The 19061-nt window shown below is 69.9% G+C and carries 12 protein-coding genes and 2 pseudogenes; 5 read left to right on the top strand and 9 right to left on the bottom strand.

Annotation, left to right across the window (positions count from 1 at the left end; genetic code table 11):
• The first annotated feature begins 300 nt into the window (after positions 1-300).
• Positions 301-1281: a hypothetical protein gene (locus U3653_RS16115; protein ID WP_195080522.1), complete on the top strand. Its 981-nt coding sequence runs from the start codon at positions 301-303 to the stop codon at positions 1279-1281.
• Positions 1282-1353: 72 nt separating this feature from the next.
• On the top strand, positions 1354-2376 hold the full coding sequence (locus U3653_RS16110) for a DUF8176 domain-containing protein (protein WP_323124759.1): 1023 nt from the start codon (positions 1354-1356) through the stop codon (positions 2374-2376).
• A 141-nt stretch (positions 2377-2517) separates the two neighbouring features.
• Here U3653_RS16110 and U3653_RS16105 read toward each other — a convergent pair whose 3' ends face one another.
• Positions 2518-2763: a hypothetical protein gene (locus tag U3653_RS16105; protein WP_195080524.1), complete on the bottom strand. Its 246-nt coding sequence runs from the start codon at positions 2761-2763 to the stop codon at positions 2518-2520.
• A 289-nt stretch (positions 2764-3052) separates the two neighbouring features.
• Here U3653_RS16105 and U3653_RS16100 point away from each other — a divergent pair, with 289 nt between their 5' ends.
• A complete protein-coding gene (locus U3653_RS16100; RefSeq protein ID WP_195080525.1) occupies positions 3053-4231 on the top strand; it encodes an aminotransferase-like domain-containing protein in 1179 nt (392 codons plus the stop codon).
• Between the two features lie 46 nt (positions 4232-4277).
• Here the strand turns inward: U3653_RS16100 and glpK are convergent, their stop codons facing one another.
• Positions 4278-5777, bottom strand: a complete 1500-nt coding sequence (glpK, locus tag U3653_RS16095; RefSeq protein WP_195080526.1) for a glycerol kinase GlpK — start codon at positions 5775-5777, stop codon at positions 4278-4280.
• Between the two features lie 935 nt (positions 5778-6712).
• On the opposite strand from glpK, the gene U3653_RS16090 reads away from it, so the two are divergent.
• Positions 6713-8446, top strand: a complete 1734-nt coding sequence (locus tag U3653_RS16090; protein ID WP_195080527.1) for a glycerol-3-phosphate dehydrogenase/oxidase — start codon at positions 6713-6715, stop codon at positions 8444-8446.
• A gap of 7 nt (positions 8447-8453) precedes the next feature.
• On the opposite strand, the gene U3653_RS16085 is transcribed toward U3653_RS16090, so the two are convergent.
• The 5 genes and pseudogenes from U3653_RS16085 to U3653_RS16070 all read right to left on the bottom strand — a co-directional run.
• Entirely contained in the window at positions 8454-9029 is a 576-nt protein-coding gene (locus U3653_RS16085; protein WP_195080637.1) for a TetR/AcrR family transcriptional regulator, read from the bottom strand.
• Positions 9030-9085: 56 nt separating this feature from the next.
• Positions 9086-10447 (bottom strand): hydroxysqualene dehydroxylase HpnE, encoded by a 1362-nt coding sequence (gene hpnE / locus U3653_RS16080; RefSeq protein WP_195080528.1) that lies wholly within the window; start codon positions 10445-10447, stop codon positions 9086-9088.
• Between the two features lie 138 nt (positions 10448-10585).
• A complete protein-coding gene (locus U3653_RS16075; RefSeq protein ID WP_195080529.1) occupies positions 10586-11368 on the bottom strand; it encodes an Fpg/Nei family DNA glycosylase in 783 nt (260 codons plus the stop codon).
• 36 nt (positions 11369-11404) lie between these two features.
• Positions 11405-12334, bottom strand: a pseudogene (locus U3653_RS33315) (Lhr family helicase); the annotation flags it as partial.
• A gap of 330 nt (positions 12335-12664) precedes the next feature.
• A pseudogene (locus tag U3653_RS16070) lies at positions 12665-16297 on the bottom strand (ATP-dependent helicase); the annotation flags it as partial.
• Positions 16298-16405: 108 nt separating this feature from the next.
• Between U3653_RS16070 and U3653_RS16065 the strand changes: the two are divergent.
• Entirely contained in the window at positions 16406-16951 is a 546-nt protein-coding gene (locus U3653_RS16065; RefSeq protein ID WP_067803408.1) for a histidine phosphatase family protein, read from the top strand.
• A gap of 40 nt (positions 16952-16991) precedes the next feature.
• Here the strand turns inward: U3653_RS16065 and U3653_RS16060 are convergent, their stop codons facing one another.
• Together U3653_RS16060 and U3653_RS16055 are read right to left on the bottom strand one after the other, a co-directional pair.
• Positions 16992-18158 carry a lipase family protein gene (locus tag U3653_RS16060; RefSeq protein WP_435406571.1) on the bottom strand — a complete coding sequence of 389 codons (1167 nt, stop codon included), beginning with the start codon at positions 18156-18158 and terminating at the stop codon, positions 16992-16994.
• 397 nt (positions 18159-18555) lie between these two features.
• Positions 18556-19035 (bottom strand): hypothetical protein, encoded by a 480-nt coding sequence (locus U3653_RS16055; protein WP_195080531.1) that lies wholly within the window; start codon positions 19033-19035, stop codon positions 18556-18558.
• Between the last annotated feature and the right edge of the window lie 26 nt (positions 19036-19061).

Raw genomic sequence — 19061 nt, 5'->3', positions numbered from 1 at the left:
TCTTGCCACCCTTGGCTATTCGCTGCGTTGCCCATCGTGCGCACATGTGGTTCACTCTCGGCAGAGATGCGATCGGCTGGACGGTCGCGGAGTTCGGTGTGGGGGGATGGGTTCTTTCCAGATCGGCACGTGCGAACGGCCCGGGTCGTTCGACGATCAGGCGTCTCACCCAGGGACAACTGCATGCGGCCGTTCCGGTCGCACCCGGGAAGGGAATTGCGAAAAGTGAAACATCGTAAGCCGAGTCGGGCGCAGCGAGCGATGGCGAGCACCTCGTTGCCACTGGCCACAGCGGCTGCCGTGGCCACTCTCTTCGCTGCGCCGGCGGGGGCGGCTCCCAACGATCCGGCCACTCCGTCGACGCCCGCGCCTGCGCAGCCGGGCGTGAACGAGTCGCCGAGCACCCCGGAGACCACCCAGGCCGAGCCGAACAAGCCGGAATCCAAGCCGGAGGCGCAGAAGCCGGAGAGCAAGCCCACGCCGAGCCAGCCGGGCGTCACCACCCCGGAGTCGGATCACGCCGCGCCGGAACAGAAGGATCCGAAGCTGGCCAAGCCGACCCAGCCGGGCGTGACCCCGCCGCGGGTCGCGCCGCTGCCGGTCCCCGGTCAGCAGAAGCCGGACGAGCCGCTGCCCGCGGTCGTGCCTGATCAGGCGGCGCCGCAGCCGGGCGGGCAGTCCGGCCAGCAGGCGGCCCCGCAGCCAGGACAGCAGGCCGCTCCGCAGCAGGGCGCGCAGAACGACAACGCCCAGGCGCGGCAGCCGGACAGCTCCACGCTGGTGCAGCCGCAGGCACAGCCGCGCTGGCAGGCGCCGCGGCTGGAGTCGGCTCCGGCCGCGCCGGTCGTGGAGATGACCGGCCCGCACGCCGAGATCGGCGCCAACATCGACGGCGGCACCATCCTGCCCGGCCACGTGGCCAACACCCACCACTTCAGCAACGAGGCCGGTTACGTCGGCACCATCGGCTACCGCACGCCGACCGGTTCCGGTGAAGCGGGCGTCTCGGTGGAGTTCGTCGACAAGAACACCGTCAAGCTGACCACCTACACCGGTGGCGAGGGCTTGGCATCGAACAACACCACCACGGTGTTCGACACCACCCAGCTGAACCAGGCCAAGGCCGCGGTGGAGGACTGGATCCGGGAGCAGCCGGGCGGAGCCGCTGCCCTGGATGCCGCCGCACAGGTTAAGCTTCCGCTTCAGCCGGGCGATTTCGCTCCGCAGACCGTCGACGTGGGTGGTGTCACCACCCAGTGGGGTGGCTCACTCCAGTACTGACACGTACAGTTTCGGCGGGTGGGGCGGTCGTTCACGGCCGCCCCACTTGTGTGTCCTGGGAAAGGATTGGGTGTGACCTCCGAGGGTGACGCGAGGGAGAACGAATCCGACCAGTCCGGTTCGGCGTTCGGTCCGTCGTTGGGGGAGTTCGGGCCGCCGGTTTCCGAGTTCGGACCGCCCGTCTCGGAATTCGGTCCGCCGGTTGCGGAATTCGGCCCGCCGACGGGGGCCGACACCGGTCCCCGCTGGCAGGTGCCGCAGCAGCCTACCGATCACCCGGAACTGACTTGGCGACCCGCGGGCGAGCCGGAAACGACACCCGCGCTGCCGTCGCAGTTCCGCGCGCCGGATTCCACCGTCTACACCGGACCGCCCTCCGCCGCGCCCGAGCAGCCTTCCGCCGCAGCCGAGCGCTCCCAGCCGACGAGCGGTGAGCCGCAGGAATCCTGGTGGAACCAGCCGACCGCCGAAGGCGGCGTGCCGAAGCCTCCCGCGCCGTCCGAATCGGGTTTGTCCTGGGCCGAGGACCCGATCGCCATGCGGCTGGCGTTGCGTGTGCCGACCACACCGGCGCCGGCCCGGCGCAAGGGCCCCTCGCCGCGATGGATCGTGCTCGGTGCGGTCGCCGCGGTAGCGGTGCTGATCGCGCTGACGGTGACCATCATCGTGTCCAGCGGCAGCGATGAGGACCAGAACGGTACGGCCGCGTCGGCCGGGCCCAGCACCGTGTCGGTGAACTGCCCGACCCGCACCGAGGGCAAGGTCACCTTCGGCAACGGCCCAGGGGATACGAGCAGTGGGATCCGCGCGATTCTGGGCTTCGAGCACGCCTACTATTCCGAGCGCAGCGCCACCCGCGCGCACACGTTCGTGGCGCCGGGCGCGAACGTCGAGCCCCCCGCGGACCTGCAGAAGACCATTGATCAGCACATTCCGCAGGGGACGGGCTATTGCCTGCGGATCGCGGAGATCACCCCCGACCGCTTCAACGTGGAGATCACCGAGCACCGTCCGGATGGCACGGAGGCCCAGTACTTCCCGGTGATCACAACCGTGAATCTGGACGGGCGGACCCTCATCTATCTGATCGATTGAGTCGCTTCGGGGAGTCGGGACCCGTCCGCCGGTTCCTTCCCGCGATCCCGGCTGCGCGCATTGCCTGAAACGAGTGCCGAGTCCGATCCGCCCGGCCACCGGTGCGCGCCGGGACTGCGCACCCGAGGCCGCCGACGCCGATCAGCCGTCGTTGACGCCCGGCTGCAGGTAGTTCGTGACCTGCCACACGTAGCCTCCGCCGGAGCGCACGCAGCCGAGAACGGCTTTGCGCTGGACCCCATTGCCCACGTCCACGTAGTCCTTCGCCGTCGCTCCGGGGACGGTGCACTTCTGGCCGGGCTGGGCGGCGTTCGCCGAGGGCGCGGCGAAGGCCAGGATGCCGGTGGTCAATGCACCGATGGCGAGCGCGGATGCGATGTGCTTCATTGCTTTTCGTTCCTTCGATCGGATGATCTGTACGTGAATCTGGACGGTCGCGGTGCGCAGGCCGTTCCATCGAGTGATATAGATCACTTCGATCGGACATGTTGTATGCCCTCTGGGCTCGGCTTTCGGGCAGCGGGTCGGTGGGCCTTGCCGTAGGCGCACTCGACTGATCGCACCGGTGTCCTCGCTTATCGATTGGGTCTCACATACTGAGAATAGAATTTCATATTTTGGTAGTCGGTATGAAACAGTGAGGATACGCGTACCGTGGCGTCCTCCTGGAGGTTTCATGTCGGCGATCACTCCACCACTGGCCCGGCGTCTCGACGGCCTGACGAGCTCGGCGATTCGGGACCTGCTGAAGGTAGCCGCGCGCGACGACATCATCAGCCTGGCCGGTGGCCTTCCCGACGAGCAATTGATGCCGAGGGACCGGATCGCGGAGGCGGCGGAATCGGCGCTGGCGGACCGCGCACGACTGCAGTACACCGAGTCGGCGGGCTGGGGCCCGCTGCGTGAAGTGCTCGCCGCGCGCGAGACCCAGCGGCTGGGGCGGCCGGTGCCGCTGGAGGAGGTGTTCGTCACCCACGGCTCGCAGCAGGCGTTGTCGCTGCTCGCCGAGGTGCTGCTCGATCCGGGCGCACTGGTCGTGGTGGAGGATCCTGCCTACGTCGGCGCCTTGCAGGTGTTCCGCGCCGCCGGATCGCGCATCGTGACGGTCCCGCTGGACGCCGACGGGATGCGCGTCGACGCGCTGGCCGAGCTGCTCGGCCGCGGCGAGCGGCCCGCCGTGGTGCACACGGTGAGCAATTTCCACAACCCGCGCGGTGTCACCATGAGTTCGCGGCGTCGACGGGAACTGGCCGAGCTCGCCGACCGGTACGGATTCTGGGTGATCGAGGACGATCCCTACGGTGAGCTGTGGTTCGACCGGCCGTCGCCGGAGCCGATCGCGACGTATTCGCCCAATGTGATCCGGTTGTCCAGCGTGTCGAAGATCCTTGCCCCGACCTTGCGGGTGGGCTGGATGACCGCGCCGAACGCGGTGTGCAGGGGCGTGGAGTTGCTGAAGCAGGGCGCTGACCTGTGCGGTTCGGCCTTGACCCAGCAGATCGCCGCCGATCTGCTCGCCGACGCGGACTGGCTGACCGGGCAGGTCGAACAGATCCGGCGGGTCTACGGCGCGCGTGCGCGGGTCTTGGTCGACGAACTGCGCACCAGCTTCGGCGACCGGCTGGTGAGCACCGACGCCGCCGGTGGCATGTTCGTGTGGGTCGATTTCACCGATGGGACCGACACCGTGCAGCTGTTGCCCCATGCCATCGATCTCGGCGTCGCCTACGTCCCCGGCGAGGCGTTCGCGGTGTCGGGCGGTCATCGGAGCTCGATGCGTCTGTGCTTCACCACTTCCGACGCGACGACGCTGCGGGAGGCGGTTGCGCGCTTGGCGCGCGCGATCGGCGCATAGATTCGGGAGCACCGCTTTCGGTAGCGGAAGCGGACTCGGCGCGTTTTCAGTCCACCCAACCGTAGGTGCGCTCGACCGCCTTGTTCCACGCGGCGAAGCGCTCTTCGCGCTCCGCCTCCGGCATGGTCGGATGCCAGGTCTTGTCGGCGGTCCAGTTGTCGCGGATGTCGTCGGTGCCCGCCCAGTAGCCGACAGCCAGCCCGGCCGCGTACGCCGCACCCAGCGCGGTGGTCTCGTTGACCACCGGGCGCACCACGGGCACGTCGAGCACGTCGGATTGGAACTGCATCAGCAGATCGTTGGCGACCATGCCGCCGTCCACCTTCAACGTGGTCAGCTCCAGGCCGAGCCGCTGGGACTCCGCGTCGGCGCGCATCGCGTCGACCACCTCGCGGGTCTGGAACGCGGTGGATTCCAGCACCGCCCGCGCCAGGTGCGCTTTGGTGACGAAGCGGGTGAGCCCGGTGATCACGCCGCGCGCGTCCGGGCGCCAGCGCGGGGCGAACAGCCCGGAGAAGGCGGGCACGATGTAGGCGCCGCCGTTGTCGTCGACGCTGCGGGCCAGCGGCTCGATCTCGTCGGCGGAGGAGATGATGCCGAGATTGTCGCGGAACCACTGCACCAGCGAGCCGGTGACCGCGATGGAGCCCTCCAAGGCGTATACCGCGTCCGCGTCACCGAGGCGGTAACACACCGTCGTGAGCAGGCCGTGCTTACTGAACACCGGCGTGGTTCCGGTGTTCAGCAACATGAAATTGCCGGTGCCGTAAGTGTTCTTGGCCTCGCCGGGCGCCAGGCACGCCTGGCCGAAAGTGGCGGCCTGCTGGTCGCCGAGGATGCCCGCCACCGGCACCCCGGCCAGCGGTCCCGAACCGATCGGCGCGTAGACCTCCGAGGAACTGCGCACCTGCGGCAGCATCGACTCGGGCACGCCGAACTCCCGGCAGATCTCCGAATCCCATTGCAACGAGCGCAGATCCAGCAGCATGGTGCGGGAGGCGTTGGTCACGTCGGTGATGTGCTCGCCGGTGAGCTTCCACAGCACCCAGCTGTCGACGGTGCCGAAGCACAGCTCGCCCGCCTCCGCGCGCTCCCGCACGCCCGGCACGTTGTCCAGGATCCAGCGCAGCTTCGGCCCGGCGAAATAGGTGGACAACGGCAGGCCGGTGCGGTCCTGATAGCGGGCCGGTCCCGCGTCGCCGGCCAGTTCGGCGCACAGCCGGTCGGTGCGGGTGTCCTGCCAGACGATCGCGTTGTACACCGGCCGGCCGGTCTCGCGGTCCCACACCACGGTCGTCTCGCGCTGATTGGTGACACCCACCGCGGCGATGTCGTCGGCGCCGAGGCCGCCACGCTCGAGAACCTCACCGAGAACGAGTTCGGTATTGCGCCAGATAGTTTCGGGATCGTGCTCCACCCAGCCCGGTCGCGGGAAGATCTGCTCGTGCTCCCGCTGGGCGACGCCGACGACGCGCCCTTGCCGGTCGAAGACGATGCACCGGCTGGAAGTCGTGCCCTGGTCGATGGCGGCCACATAGCGACGCATGGGCTGAGTTTATTTGGCCGCTGTGTTGGTTCTCCAGCGCCTGCGGCGCTGGGTGTTCGCGGCCCCCTTGTGGCTCGCGTCCGAGCGACCGCCGCTGGCGACTTCGTCGCGGACGCGGCGGCCACTCGGACGCGAGCCGGGCCGCGAACGGCGGATGCTCGGTCTCGCTTCGCTCGAAAGACGTGGTTGCGGTGAGTTGGGCGCGTAGGTGCCGAAGGTCGGTATCGAGCGCACGCGGTCTGTGGTGGCCGGTATCGGCTCGACCGTGACCCGGGCCGCGAACGGCGCAGGCTCGGTCTGGCTTCGCTCAGCAACGTGGTGGGGATGAGCCGGGGCGTCGGTGCCTGTTCGTGGACGTCATGCGCTGCGCGGCCGGGTGTCAGCTCGACCGGTCTGGGGACTCATGGCGTGCGCAAGTGGCCGTGGGGAGCAGGGCCGTCGTGGTCTGTAGGCGCCTGGTGGGCTGGGAGGTCGCTTCGGTGGTTTGTGCGTGCTGGCTACTGGCTACTGGCTACTGGCTACTGGCTGCTGGGTGCGAGTCGGGTGGGTGGTGCTCTGCGTGTCCGAGGCCCGCTCGGTCCACGGCGAGGACTTCGTGCGGTCGATCGGACATGCTTTGGCTGCGAATCGAGCAATGCTCGGTCTCGATCCGGTCGCACAGGGGTGCGGTGGCCGCCCATGACTCGATGTGCGGGTGACCGCTGAGGCGTGGGCGCGGATATCCGGTCGATGGGCTTGGTGGTGCGTGGGGCGCGGTGTCGGGTAGCTCACTGGGCCGGGGAATGGTTCGTCTCTCGGTTAGGGTTGAACTTGTTACCGATGAGTAGGGCGGGGCGACACGGATCGGGGCGCGGGCGGTCGATTCGCGGCGGCTTCGCCTAGCCTGGAGCTGAACGCTCGATCGGACACATCCGCGTCGGCTGGAGGAGTCGAGCATGGCCAAGAAACCGGAATCGCAGCTTCTCGGGCCGGAGCAGCGCAGGGCGGCCTGGGAGCGCTTCGGCAAGGATCATTTCGATGTGGTCGTCGTCGGCGGGGGCGTGGTGGGGGCAGGCATCGCGCTGGACGCGGCGACCAGGGGCTTGCAGGTCGCGCTGGTCGAAGCCCGCGATTTCGCGTCCGGGACATCCAGCCGGTCGTCGAAGATGTTCCACGGCGGGCTGCGGTACCTCGAGCAGCTGGAGTTCGGCTTGGTGCGCGAGGCGCTGCGCGAGCGCGAGCTCACGCTGTCCATGCTGGCGCCGCACCTGGTCAAGCCGCTGCGCTTCCTGTATCCGCTGACCAATCGCGTGTGGGAGCGGCCGTACGTGGCGGCGGGCCTGGTGCTGTACGACACGATGGGCGGGGCGAAATCCGTGCCGGGACAGCGGCATCTCACTCGGGCGGGCGCGTTGCGGCTGGCGCCCGGATTGCGGCGCGATTCGCTGATCGGGGGTGTGAGCTACTACGACACGGTCGTCGACGACGCACGCCACACCATGATGGTGGCGCGCACGGCCGCGCACTACGGCGCGGTGATCCGCACGTCCACGCAGGTGGTGGGGTTCCTGCGGGAGGCCGACCGGGTGGTCGGCGTGAAGGTGCGCGACACCGAGGACGGACGCGCGGGCGAGGTCCGTGGCCATGTGGTGATCAACGCGACCGGCGTGTGGACCGACGAAGTGCAAGCCTTGTCGCATCAGCGCGGCCGGTTCCATGTGCGGGCTTCCAAGGGCGTGCACATCGTGGTGCCCCGCGACCGCATCGTGAGCGACACCGCGATCATCCTGCGCACCGCGACCTCGGTGCTGTTCGTCATCCCCTGGGGCGCGCACTGGATCATCGGCACCACCGACACCGACTGGAATCTCGACCTCGCGCATCCGGCCGCGACCAAGGCCGATATCGACTACCTGCTGGAACGGGTGAACGAGGTGCTGGTCCAGCCGCTCACGCCGGACGACATCGACGGCGTGTACGCGGGCCTGCGCCCGCTGCTGGCCGGGGAGAGCGACGAGACCTCCAAGCTCTCGCGCGAACATGCCGTCGCCCGGGTCGCGCCCGGGTTGGTCGGCATCGCCGGCGGCAAGTACACCACCTATCGCGTGATGGCCATCGACGCGATGGACGAAGCGGCGCAGGACATTCCGGCCCGCGTCTCGCCGTCGATCACCGCGAAGGTTCCGCTGCTCGGCGCCGACGGCTATTTCGCGCTGGTCAATCAGACGGTGCAGCTGGCCGAGAGCTACGGGGTGCATCCGTACCGGATCAAGCACCTGCTGGATCGATACGGGTCGCTGATCTCCGAGGTCATGGCCTTCGCCGAGGACAAACCCGAACTCCTGCAACCGATCACGGACGCGCCGTCCTACCTGCAGGTGGAGGCGGTCTACGCGGCGGCGGCCGAGGGCGCGCTGCATCTCGACGACATCCTGGCCCGCCGGACCAGGATCTCGATCGAGTATCCGCATCGCGGAGCCAACTGCGCGGAGCAGGTGGCCCGGCTGGTCGCGCCGGTCTTGGGCTGGGACGACGAGGAGATCGACCGGGAAGTGCGCACCTATCAGGCGCGGGTCGAGGCGGAGATCCGCTCGCAGACCCAACCGGACGACGCCTCCGCCGACGCCCTGCGGATCGCCGCGCCCGAGCCGCGCCCGCAGATTCTGGAGCCGGTGCCGTCGGAGGGCTGAGCGGTGATCAGTCCCGGTCGGCGCGCGCTTCCACCCCCATCGCCCAGGCGACCAGTGAGCGCAGGTAGCGCAGTACCAGTTCGTCCGGGTACTCGATCGGGTCGGTGAGGTGCAGCCGGGCCAGTTCCTCCATGGCGGCCAGCAGGATTCGCTCCGTCGGGCCGTTCGGATCCACGGTGACCCCGAGATAGCGGGACAGGTGGCGCGCGCCGATCGCACGCGCGTAGGCGCGACCGAGTGAGAGCCGCTCCCGCAGCTCCGGCGGCCCGCCGTCGAACGGGCTGAGCATGATGCGCCAGCTGGTCGGCGCGGCGTGCAGATAGTCGAGGATGCCGCGGCCGACCCGGTCCACGTCACCGTGATCCCAGTCCACGCTGCGCACACCGGCGAACGCGATGGCCGATTCGCGGTCCAGCAGCGCCGACGTCAGCCCGGACAGATCGGTGAACTGCTGATACACCAGCGCGCGAGCCACCCGCGCCTCGCGGGCAACCCGCTCGATGCTGACCGCGCCGAAGCCTTCGGTGGCGACGATGTCGCGCGCCACGTTCAGCAGTTGGGTGCGGCGGTCGGCGGCGGACATCCTGCGCTTGGGCCGCGCCTCGGTGGTGCCGCGCTCGGCCGTGGAGCGATCCGTGGTCACGCCGTCGAAGGTAGCTCGAGCAGCAGTTCGACCGCCCGCGCCGCACTCTGCACCGCGCTCTCCATCGTCGCCGACCAGTCGGTGGCGGTCCAGTCGCCCGCGAGCGCCAAGGTGGGCACCGAAGTGCGCTGGTCCGGTCGCAACGCGTGGTTGCCGACGACTTGCGAGAAGGTGGCTTTCGGCATGCGCACGACTTGGGCCTGCACCACGTTCGCCGCTCGCGCCGCCGGATAGTAGCGGCGAAGCAACGCCATCTGCTCGGCGACGATCTCGTCGCTGGACTTGTGGATCTGCTCGTAGGCGCCGCTGGTGGTCAGGCAGTACAGCCATGCCTTCTCGGTGCTGCGCCCGGTCATCCGCTGGCGATCGAAGACCTCGTCGATGACGCCGGTGCCTCCGATCAGCGCCTCGAACTCGGCCGTGGTCCCCAGCGGGCGGTCGAGATAGAGATTGGTGCTGACGATCGGCGTGTAACCCAGTTTGTCGGCCGCCGCGTAGATCTCGGCGTGCTCGGGCAGTTCGTCGAGCAAGCCGCCGATGTTCGAGTTGGGCACGGCGCACACCACCGCGTCGGCCGGGATCGTGCTGCCGTCGGCCAACGCGACGCCCGTCACCTTTCCGTCCGCGATATGGATACGGCGGGCAACGGCCCGGTAGCGCACTTCCACACCGTGCTTCTCGAAGACCCGCAGCGCCCCGGTGACATACAACGTGTCCAGATCGGTGGTGGGATAACCGATGTCGACGGCCTGCCGGTGACGCAGGCCCAGCCGGATGCCGGTGGCCAGTACATCGGCGAACACCTTCGCCGACTCCCGCTGCACCGGCTCCGCCGCGATGCCGAGGGCCAGCCAATCCCACAGTGCCTCACGGGCTTTGGCGGGCATGCCGACCCGGTCGAACCATTGTTCCGTGGTGAGGTCGGGCAGGTCGGCGGGTTGGTGCAGGCACTGCCAGCCGAGCCGGAGCGTGGCGATCGTCGCGCGCACGCGCTCGAGCGGGTTCGCGTCGGGATGCGCGCCGGACAGCGTGCGCAGTGCGGCGATTCCTTTGGTGCGCATGGTGACGCTGCGCCCGCCGGGCCAGCGCAGTGTGCCGCCGTGGGGGAAAGCGACGTATTGGCGTGTGCCGACGCTCGTCAGATAGCGGAACAGGTGGTCGTATCCGCTGGCGATCACGTGCTGGCCGTTGTCCGGCGGATCGTCCACCGCCTCGGCGCGCATGGCGTGGGTGCGTCCGCCGAGCCTGCCTCTGCGCTCGAGCAGGGTGACCTGCTTGCCCGCCTCCGCCAGCCAGACCGCCGAGGCGAGCCCGGCCAGTCCGCCACCGATCACCACGTATCGCCGTGGGTCGCTCATGCTGCCTCCCGTCATAACTGACAATTTGTAAGTTAGGTGGGCGGGAGGTGCGCGTCAAGAGTTGTCGGCTGATATCGACTGGGACACAGCGAATTACCGGAGCGGCGGATCACCGCGTCCGGATGCCGGGAGAAACGATCATTCCGCCGGAACAGGCTGACAGCGAGGGCAGAAGAAGATGCCGCGCTCCCGCTGCACCACCCGGTCGTAATCCGGTGCGCTGTCACCGAGTAGGCCGGCCACGAGTGGGGTGCCGCAGCGCTGGCACGGGCGATGGGTACGGCCATAGGCCAGAGGGCGCCGGGGCGGCTTCGCGACCGCCTCGGTGAGAATGCGATGTGCTTCGTTGACCAAGGCCAGCAGATCCGGGACATCCCCCACCCTGGTCGCGGGGTGGACGCGGCGCAGAAAGCAGACCTCGCTGCGGAAGATGTTCCCGATACCGGCCAGATTGCGCTGGTCCAGCAGGGCGACGCCGATGGGCTGGTCGGGATACCGCTCCAGTCGCCGGACGGCTTCCGCCGCATCCCAATCCGGGCCGAGCAGGTCGGGGCCGAGATGGTCGACGACGCGGTGCTCGTCGCGTACCCGCACGACCTCGACGGTGCCCAAGGAGAATCCGACGGCCTCGACATCCGCGGTGCTCAACACCACCCGCGCGGCGACGCGGGGTTTCGTCCAGCGCTGACCGCAGTGGAACACCCGCCAGCTGCCCTCCATCTTCAAATGGGTGTGCACACTCACGATCGGCGTCCGGATGAACAGGTGCTTGCCGTAACTGCCGACGCTCTCGACCACCTGACCGCGCAGGTCGACCGTGGCGTACCGCGGGACACGAAAATCGCTGCGCGTCAGTTCTTTTCCCACCAAGGCCGCGCGGAGCCGCTTCGCGGCCAAGAAGACGGTGTCCCCCTCAGGCATGGGGCGACTCCGGTGCGTCGGCGTAGGGTCGCGGGCTCACGGGCGGCTCCGAAGGCGCAGGCCGCGCGGGGTGGCGGAGAAACCCGCTTCGGTGAGGAATCCGGCGAACGTGTTGCCGTGCACGGTCTCTCCGTTGACCCGATCGATGACCAGCGAGTCCACCCTGCGGCGGCGGACCAGGTCGGCGAGCGCCGCGGCGGCGGCGCGGCGGGCGTCGGGGTCCTCGGTGAAGGTGAGCAGGGTCTTGCCGCCCCGCTCCAGGTACAAGACCAGTTCGCCGTCGACGAGCACGACCAGCGCCCCGGCTTTGCGTCCCGGGCGATGCCCGCCCTCGACGTCGCTCTTCGGCCAGGCCAGTGCCGCGCCGTACGGGTTCGCCGGATCGCAGGCGGCCAGCGCCAGCACCGTGCCGGTCGGCTCCCTGGACTCGGGACGGGCGCGTTCTGGGTCGAAGGAGCGCAGCCGGTCCACCACATCGGTGGTGGAGAACTGCGCGCCGCCCAGAGAATCGACGAAATAGCCGCGACGGCAGCGGCCACGGTCCTCGAACTCGGTGAGCACCCGATACATCAGCGCGAACCCGCCCGGTACGCCTTCGTTCTGTACCGACCCCCTGGTCAGCACGCCGTAGCGCTCCAAGAGCAGATCCGCGGTCGCGTGGGCGCGCAGCGTGTTGTCCGAGATCCGCTCCGGGAGCAGGGACCAGCGCCCGGCGACCGACGGCGGGCCGGAACGGGTGGGCATGCTCGGCCGGGGCAGGTAGGCCCGCCCCCGCGGCGCGCGCCGGGGCGTGCGGTGGGCCGTGGTGGTCCGGGTTGTGCCGGACAGCAGTGCTCGCACCGGCGCGAACGTGTCACCGGAAACCATTCCGGCCCAGACCAGTTCCCACAGTGCCGAGGCCGCCGCGCTGTCGTCGAGCAGGCCGGTGGCGTCGGAGAGCTGGCGGAAGAAGTACGCGCCGCCGCCCTGCGGCACGGGGATCAGGCGTTCCGCGGGAGCAGCGGAGACCGGATTCCCCACACCGGCCGCGTCTTCCGGACCGACCGGTGATCGTCTTCCACGTCGGCCGTCGCCCGACCCGTTCGGTGTGGCGCTACCAGGGGGCTCGGCCACATCGGAGCGCCGGTGCGCGCCGTGACCGTCGGCCGCGCTGCCGATGGGCGGATCCGGCTCGTCCAACGGCACGGGCACTCGATCTTCCGCTCGGCCGGGTGGCGTCCACGGCACGAAGGTCGCGCCCAGCGCGGCGAGCAGGCGCAACTGGACCTCGGTGAGCTCGATGTCGTCCGGCGGCGCGAGGCTGAACGGCGCCTGCTCGGCCGGATGCAGCGCGATCCAGCCGTCCTTGGCGGTGATCGCGCCGTGCCCGGACCAGATCACCTCGCCGGTCGACATGAGTTCGTCGAGCATGGCGGGGGTGTAGTCGCGCACCCGCGCGGGCAGGACGAGCGATTCCCAGGCCGACGCGGGGATCGGCACGCCCGCGAGCTGTTCCACCACGGCCGCTACGCCGTCGACGCCGCGCAGCTCGCCACTGCCGACGTGCTGCCAGGACGGGAGAAATCGTCCGAACGCGGCGGTCGAGACCGGCTCGACCTCATGTCTCGCGGCGGCGAGCGACCTGCGGCGCAGTCGGCGCAGCACCTGCGTGTCGCACCATTCCGACCCGGCCGCCCCCGGCGTGAATTCGCCCTCGACCACGCGTTTCTCCGCGGCGAGCCGATGCAGCGCGGTAGCGGCGACCGCGGTGCCGAGGCCGAACCTGGCCGCCACCGCCTCCGTGCTGAACGGGCCGTGGGTGCGGGCATAGCGGCCGATCAGATCGCCGAGCGGATCGGCCACCGGCTCGATGAACGCCGACGGCGTGCCGATCGGCAGCGGAACCCCGAGCGCGTCGCGCAGCCGGGCCGCGTCCTCGACCGCGACCCACCAGGTGCGCCCCGCGAAGGAGACCTCCAGCGCACGACGGGCGGACACCAGGCTCTCGAACCAGCCGACGGGGTCGTCCTCGCAGCGCTCGGCGGCTTCGGCGGCGGTGAGCGGCCCGAGCAGCCGCAGCAGATCCGCCAGACCCTCGGCGTCGCGCGCGTGCCGCTCGGGGGTGAGCCGCTGCAGTTCGCGCTCGGTCTGCTCGATGACCGCGGCGTCGAGCAGTTCGCGCAGCTCGACCCGGCCGAGCAGTTCGGCGAGCAGGCCGGAATCGAGCGACAGCGCGGCGGCGCGCCGCTCGGCCAGCGGGCTGTCGCCGTCGTACATGAACTGCCCGATGTAGTCGAACAGCAGAGCGTTGGCGAACGGTGACGGCGTCGCGGTCTCCACCTCGACCAGCCGTATCCGCCGCCGCCCCACCTGGCCGAGCAGTTCGCGCAGCGACGGCAGGTCGTAGACGTCGCGCAAGCATTCGCGCACCGTCTCCAACAGGATCGGGAACTCGGGAAACTTGCGCGCCACGTCCAGCAACTGGGCCGAGCGCTGCCGCTGCTGCCACAGCGGGGCTCGTTTGCCCGGGTCGCGGCGCGGCAGCAGCAGTGCGCGCGCGGCGCATTCCCGGAATCGGGAGGCGAACAGCGCCGAGCCGCCCACTTGCTCGGTGACGATGTCGTCGATCTCGTCGGCCTCGAAGACGAACAGTTCGGCGCCGGGCGGATCGTCGGTGGTGTCGGGCAGCCGCACGACGATGCCGTCGTCGGAGGCGTTCGGCGCGGCGTCGACGCCGAACCGCTCCCGCAACCGCGCGCCGATGGCCAGCGCCCACGGGGCGTGCACCGGGAGGCCGTAGGGCGAGTGCAGCACCAGCCGCCAGTCGCCGAGTTCGTCGCGGAACCGCTCCACCACCAGGGTGCGGTCGGTGGGCAGGTGGCCGGTCGCGGTGCGCTGTTCGTCCAGGAGAGTCAGGAGATTGGCGGTCGCGTTGTCGTCCAGACCGGCGGAGAGCATGAGGTCCGCGACCGGCTCCTGCACCGCTACGGCAGCCGCGCCGCCCGTGTCGATGCTCTTCGGAAACGACTGCGCGCGAGTTCTTTTGGACGTTTTCGGCGGTGTACCGCCGTCGCGCCGCGACGTCTTCTCCGCACTCGCCGGTCCTGCGGCGCGGTCCTGCGCGACCGTGCGCACGAACTCGCCGAGCGCCGCGCCGAGTTCGGCGGGGCGACCCAGCCCGTCACCGTGCCAGAACGGCAACCGGCCCGGCTGCCCGAACGCGGGCGTCACCAGCACCCGATCGAAGGTGATCTCCTCGATCCGCCAGCTCGTCGCCCCGAGCGCGAACACGTCGCCGACCCGGGACTCGTACACCATCTCCTCGTCGAGTTCCCCGACCCTCGAGGCCTTCTCGCCCACCATGTACACCGCGAACATGCCGCGATCGGGAATCGCTCCGCCCGAGGTCACGGCCAGCCGCTGCGCGCCGGGCCGCCCGGTGAGGGTGCCCGCGTCGCGATCCCAGACCAGCCGGGGACGCAGTTCGGCGAACTCGTCGGAGGGATACCGCCCGGAGAGCAGGTCGAGCACCGATTCATAGGCTGAGCGCGGCAGCGAGGCGTAACTGCCTGTGCCGCGCACGACGTCGAACCACGCGTCGACGTCGATCGGGTCGAGCGCGCAGGCGGCGACAGTCTGCTGCGCGAGGATGTCCAGCGGATGCGCCGGGATCTGGATCGCCTCGATCTGCCCGGCCGTCATCCGCTGCGACGCCACCGCGCAGTGGATGACGTCGGTGCGGTGTTTGGGAAAGATCACCCCGCGCGAGATCTCGCCGACCTGATGCCCCGCCCGGCCGATCCGCTGCAACCCGCTCGCCACCGATGGCGGGGCCTCCACCTGGACCACCAGGTCCACCGCGCCCATGTCGATGCCCAGTTCCAGGCTGCTGGTCGCGACCACGCAGCGCAGCCGCCCGCTCTTGAGATCGTCCTCGATCAGCGCTCGCTGCTCCTTGCTGACCGAGCCGTGGTGCGCGCGCGCCAGCAACGGCCCGGCGCCGTGGATCACCTCGGTGGACGGGCCGAGCTGGGCGGGCGGCTTGTGCTCGGTCTCCACCGGCTCGCCCAGCCGCGCCGCGTACGCCTCGTTCAGCCGGGCGGTGAGCCGCTCGGCCAGCCTGCGGGAGTTCGCGAACACGATCGAGGACCGGTGCTCGAGCACCAGGTCGACGATCGCCTCGTCCACGTGCGGCCAGATCGATCCAGGCTGGTCGGAGTCGCCCGGCTCGGTCATGTCCGCCACCGGCACGCGCACCGACAGGTCGAACGTCTTCGGCGCTTGCGGCGCGACCAGCGTGATCGGCGCGTTGCCGACCAGGAACCGCCCCACCTCCTCCGGCGGCCGTACCGTCGCCGACAGCCCGATGCGCTGGGCGGGCCGCTCGGTCAGCAGATCCAGTCGCGCCAGCGACAGCGCCAGGTGCGAACCGCGCTTGGAGCCGGCGATCGCGTGCACCTCGTCCACGATCACCGTGCGCACCTCCCGCAGCGTCTCGCGCGCGGCCGAGGTGAGCATGAGGAACAGCGACTCCGGCGTGGTGATCAGGATGTCGGGCGGGGTGCGCAGCATGGACCGCCGATCCGACGCGCTGGTGTCGCCGGAGCGGACGCCGACGGTGATCTCCGGGGGCTGTAGTCCCAGGCGCTTGGCGGTCTGCGTGACACCGACCAGCGGCGCACGCAGATTGCGTTCCACGTCCACCGCCAGCGCCTTCAACGGGGACACGTACAGCACCGAGGTGCCCGCCCGCTCCGGCCGCCGCTCCCGGCCCGCCAGCTGGTCTATCGCCCACAGGAACGCCGAGAGGGTCTTGCCGGACCCGGTGGGCGCGACGACCAAGGTGTGCTCGCCCGCCGCGATCGCCTTCCACGCCCCGAGCTGAGCGGAGGTCGGCGCGGGGAACGCGCCGTCGAACCACTCCTGGGTCGCGCGGGAGAACTGGGCCATGGGTTCAGTGTGCACCGGCGCACCGACAAGCACGCCGGTACCGATTCGCGACCGAACCCGCGAGCAAACGAACAGCGTCCGCCGAGGGCGGCCCGTACGCTTCGACAGGTGCAAAAGGTGCTCAGACTCGACCTGGTCAGCCATGGGATGACCGAGGCGATGCGGAAAGCACGTTTCCCGGTCGACGAATCGCTCACCGAGGCGGGCAGGCGGGCGGTGGCCGGGTGCGGCCCGCTCACCGCCCAGCGGGTGCTCACCGGCCCGGAACGCAGGACGGTGGAGACCGCCGCGTTGCTGGGATTGCCGGGCGAGGAGGACAACCGGCTGCGCGACCTGGACGCGGGCGCCTGGCGCGGCGGCGAACTGATGTCGGTGCCCCAGGACGAACTCTATGCCTGGCTGACCGACCCGGCGTTCCGCGGGCACGGCGGCGAATCCGTGCTGGACGTGATCGAACGGACCAGGCTGTGGATGGCCGAGGTCGCCGCGCGGTCGGTGTCCACGATCGCGGTCACCCACCCGGCGGTCGTGCGGGCCGCGCTGCTGGTGACGCTGGACGCCCCGCCGAAATCGTTCTGGCGGATCGACATCCCTCCCGGCAGCGTCACCCGCCTGCACTATCGCGGCGAATGGACATTGCACTTCACCGCCTGAGCGGCCCGGGACAGGCACTCCCGGGCCGCTTCGATCGGGTTCAGCAGCTGGTCGGTGCGGGTTCGCCGCGGAACCTGGCCTCCACGTAGTTCCACGCGTCCGCGAATCCGGCGGCCGCCGCGGTCATGTGCTCGGAGATGTCGACGGTGTGGAACGTCACCGGCGCACCCGCCTTGCAGTACCGGTCGGCGACCTCGGCGACGGGTTTGTAGAAGGTGAGTTCGTCGAACCGGCCCTGCCACAGATAGGTCGGCACGGCCGGCACGCCGTCGAAGTACCGCAGGCTGTTCTCGCGCAGCACCGCGTGCGCCTCCGGGCTGTCCATCAGGCTCTTGGACGCCGCCATCTGCTCCGCGCTGCGGAAGGCGCCGTGGAAGAGCAGGAACCTGCGGCAGGCGTCGTGAGTGAATTCCCGGAACCACAGACCGTTCTCGTTGAGCTGATCCGAGATCGGCAGCCGATCCGGGTACTCCCGTTCCAGCCCCATGGCGGCGGCGAAAGCCAGGCCGAACCCCGGGTGCGGCTCGAAGCCGAGCGACATCGCCATTTCCTCCAGATCGGCGGGGATGCCGCCGGCAACGGCGGTGGTGAGCTTCAGATCCGGAGCGTAGGTGGGCTGCATGGCGGCGGCCCACGCGGTGGCCATGCCGCCGCCGGAGTAGCCCGCTATGGCGACGGGAGAGTCGGACAACCCGAGTTCGGCGACCTTGCGAACGGCCCTGACGCTGTCGAGGGTCATCATGCCGGCCAGGCGCGCCGCGCCGTACGCGGAGGTAGGGCCGAGATAGTCCGGCAACGAGATCGCCCATCCGCGTCCGATGGGCAGCATCGCGCCGACCGCGTCCTGCAGTTCGCCGTTGAACAGCGAGCGCGACGGATTGCACTGGGTGCCGAGCGAATTGATCAGCGCCTGGTAGGAGACCAGCGGCGGGTTCTTCACACCGGCGGGCATCAGGACGGTCGTGATGCCCATGACGGGGTTGCCCTGCGAATTCGTGGAGCGGAATGCCACTTGCCAGCCCTCGGTCCCGACATACATACCGGTGTCGATCCTGCGGGCCCGCACGACGTCGCCGGGGGCGAGCGCCCCCAGGTCGGGCGGCGCCGCGTAGAAGGGGTCGGGATCAGGAGTGGGATACAGGGGCTGAGCCGTCGCTGGCAGGCCGAGCAGGCCCAGCGAGACGATGCTCACCAGCAGGATCGCGATCCGGAACGGAACTCTGGACACGGGTTTCCTTCGAAAGTCAGCCGTCACCGACCCACCGTCGCGCGGCCTGCCGGCCACGGCGCCAGTGCTTCGGACGGATCGGCACTACACGGAAAGCCGCAGCGAACCTTCGCTGCGGGGCAGAGCGGAAGGAACCGCCGCCGCAGCGACCCTGAGTCGATCATGGCGGACTGCCGCACCTCCTTCGACTCCGGGACCGCCGGTAGCCGCGAAGGCGGCACCATCCGCTGCGAAAATAGCGCCCGACCCCCGCCTGGCGCCGCACCGGAACAGACGAACCGGACAACTCACAATGCCCGGGGCTCGCCATTCGACAAGATCACTAACGGGGGCGGCCTACCCGGTCGCGCGTCGGCCCTGCCCCTCGTCGTGTGGCTCATGTGAAGCTGAGCACCGTCCGTCCGCCCAGCGGGCGTTGCAGGTCCACGACGACCACGCCGTACTCGCGCTTCTGCTCCGGGTTCGCGCCCTGGCACGGCGGCATGCCGCGATGCAGACCGTGGATCAGCCGCACGTTCACCCGGTCGGCGGATTCCTCCACCCGCGCGGTGAACCCGATGCTCGGACAGCCGACCGGGCCGGGGATGTGGATGCCGAGCTTGTCCGTCCCGTCCTCGGTGTCGTACTCCGAGAAGGGCAGTGCCGAACTGGATTCCAGATCCGCGGCATGCGGGATGACGACCATCGTCCCGCCCGCGAATCGCCGTGGTCCCGGGTCGGCAGGCATTCCCGCCGCCGCTTCCTCGGTGCGCTCCGCGGTGGCGGGCACGGCCGGGTCCGCTTGCTGCCCGCACGCGGTCAGCGTTCCGAAGGTCAGAGCGGCGACGATCGCCGTGCCCATCCTGCGCAGTGCCACCTTTCCACCTTCACACAGGTGGGCGC

Source organism: Nocardia implantans, assembly GCF_035544775.1.
Lineage (GTDB): Bacteria > Actinomycetota > Actinomycetes > Mycobacteriales > Mycobacteriaceae > Nocardia > Nocardia implantans.
Note: the sequence above shows the minus strand (reverse complement) of the source record. Positions and strands in the feature narration are given on the sequence as shown.

Bases quoted from the DNA above. Each gene is read 5' to 3' on its own strand.
- hpnE (WP_195080528.1), bottom strand. From the start codon at position 10,447: ATGAGCGACCCACGGCGATACGTGGTGATCGGTGGCGGACTGGCCGGG.
- U3653_RS16100 (WP_195080525.1), top strand. From the start codon at position 3,053: ATGTCGGCGATCACTCCACCACTGGCCCGGCGTCTCGACGGCCTGACG.
- glpK (WP_195080526.1), bottom strand. From the start codon at position 5,777: ATGCGTCGCTATGTGGCCGCCATCGACCAGGGCACGACTTCCAGCCGG.
- U3653_RS16090 (WP_195080527.1), top strand. From the start codon at position 6,713: ATGGCCAAGAAACCGGAATCGCAGCTTCTCGGGCCGGAGCAGCGCAGG.
- U3653_RS16105 (WP_195080524.1), bottom strand. From the start codon at position 2,763: ATGAAGCACATCGCATCCGCGCTCGCCATCGGTGCATTGACCACCGGC.
- U3653_RS16075 (WP_195080529.1), bottom strand. From the start codon at position 11,368: ATGCCTGAGGGGGACACCGTCTTCTTGGCCGCGAAGCGGCTCCGCGCG.
- U3653_RS16085 (WP_195080637.1), bottom strand. From the start codon at position 9,029: ATGTCCGCCGCCGACCGCCGCACCCAACTGCTGAACGTGGCGCGCGAC.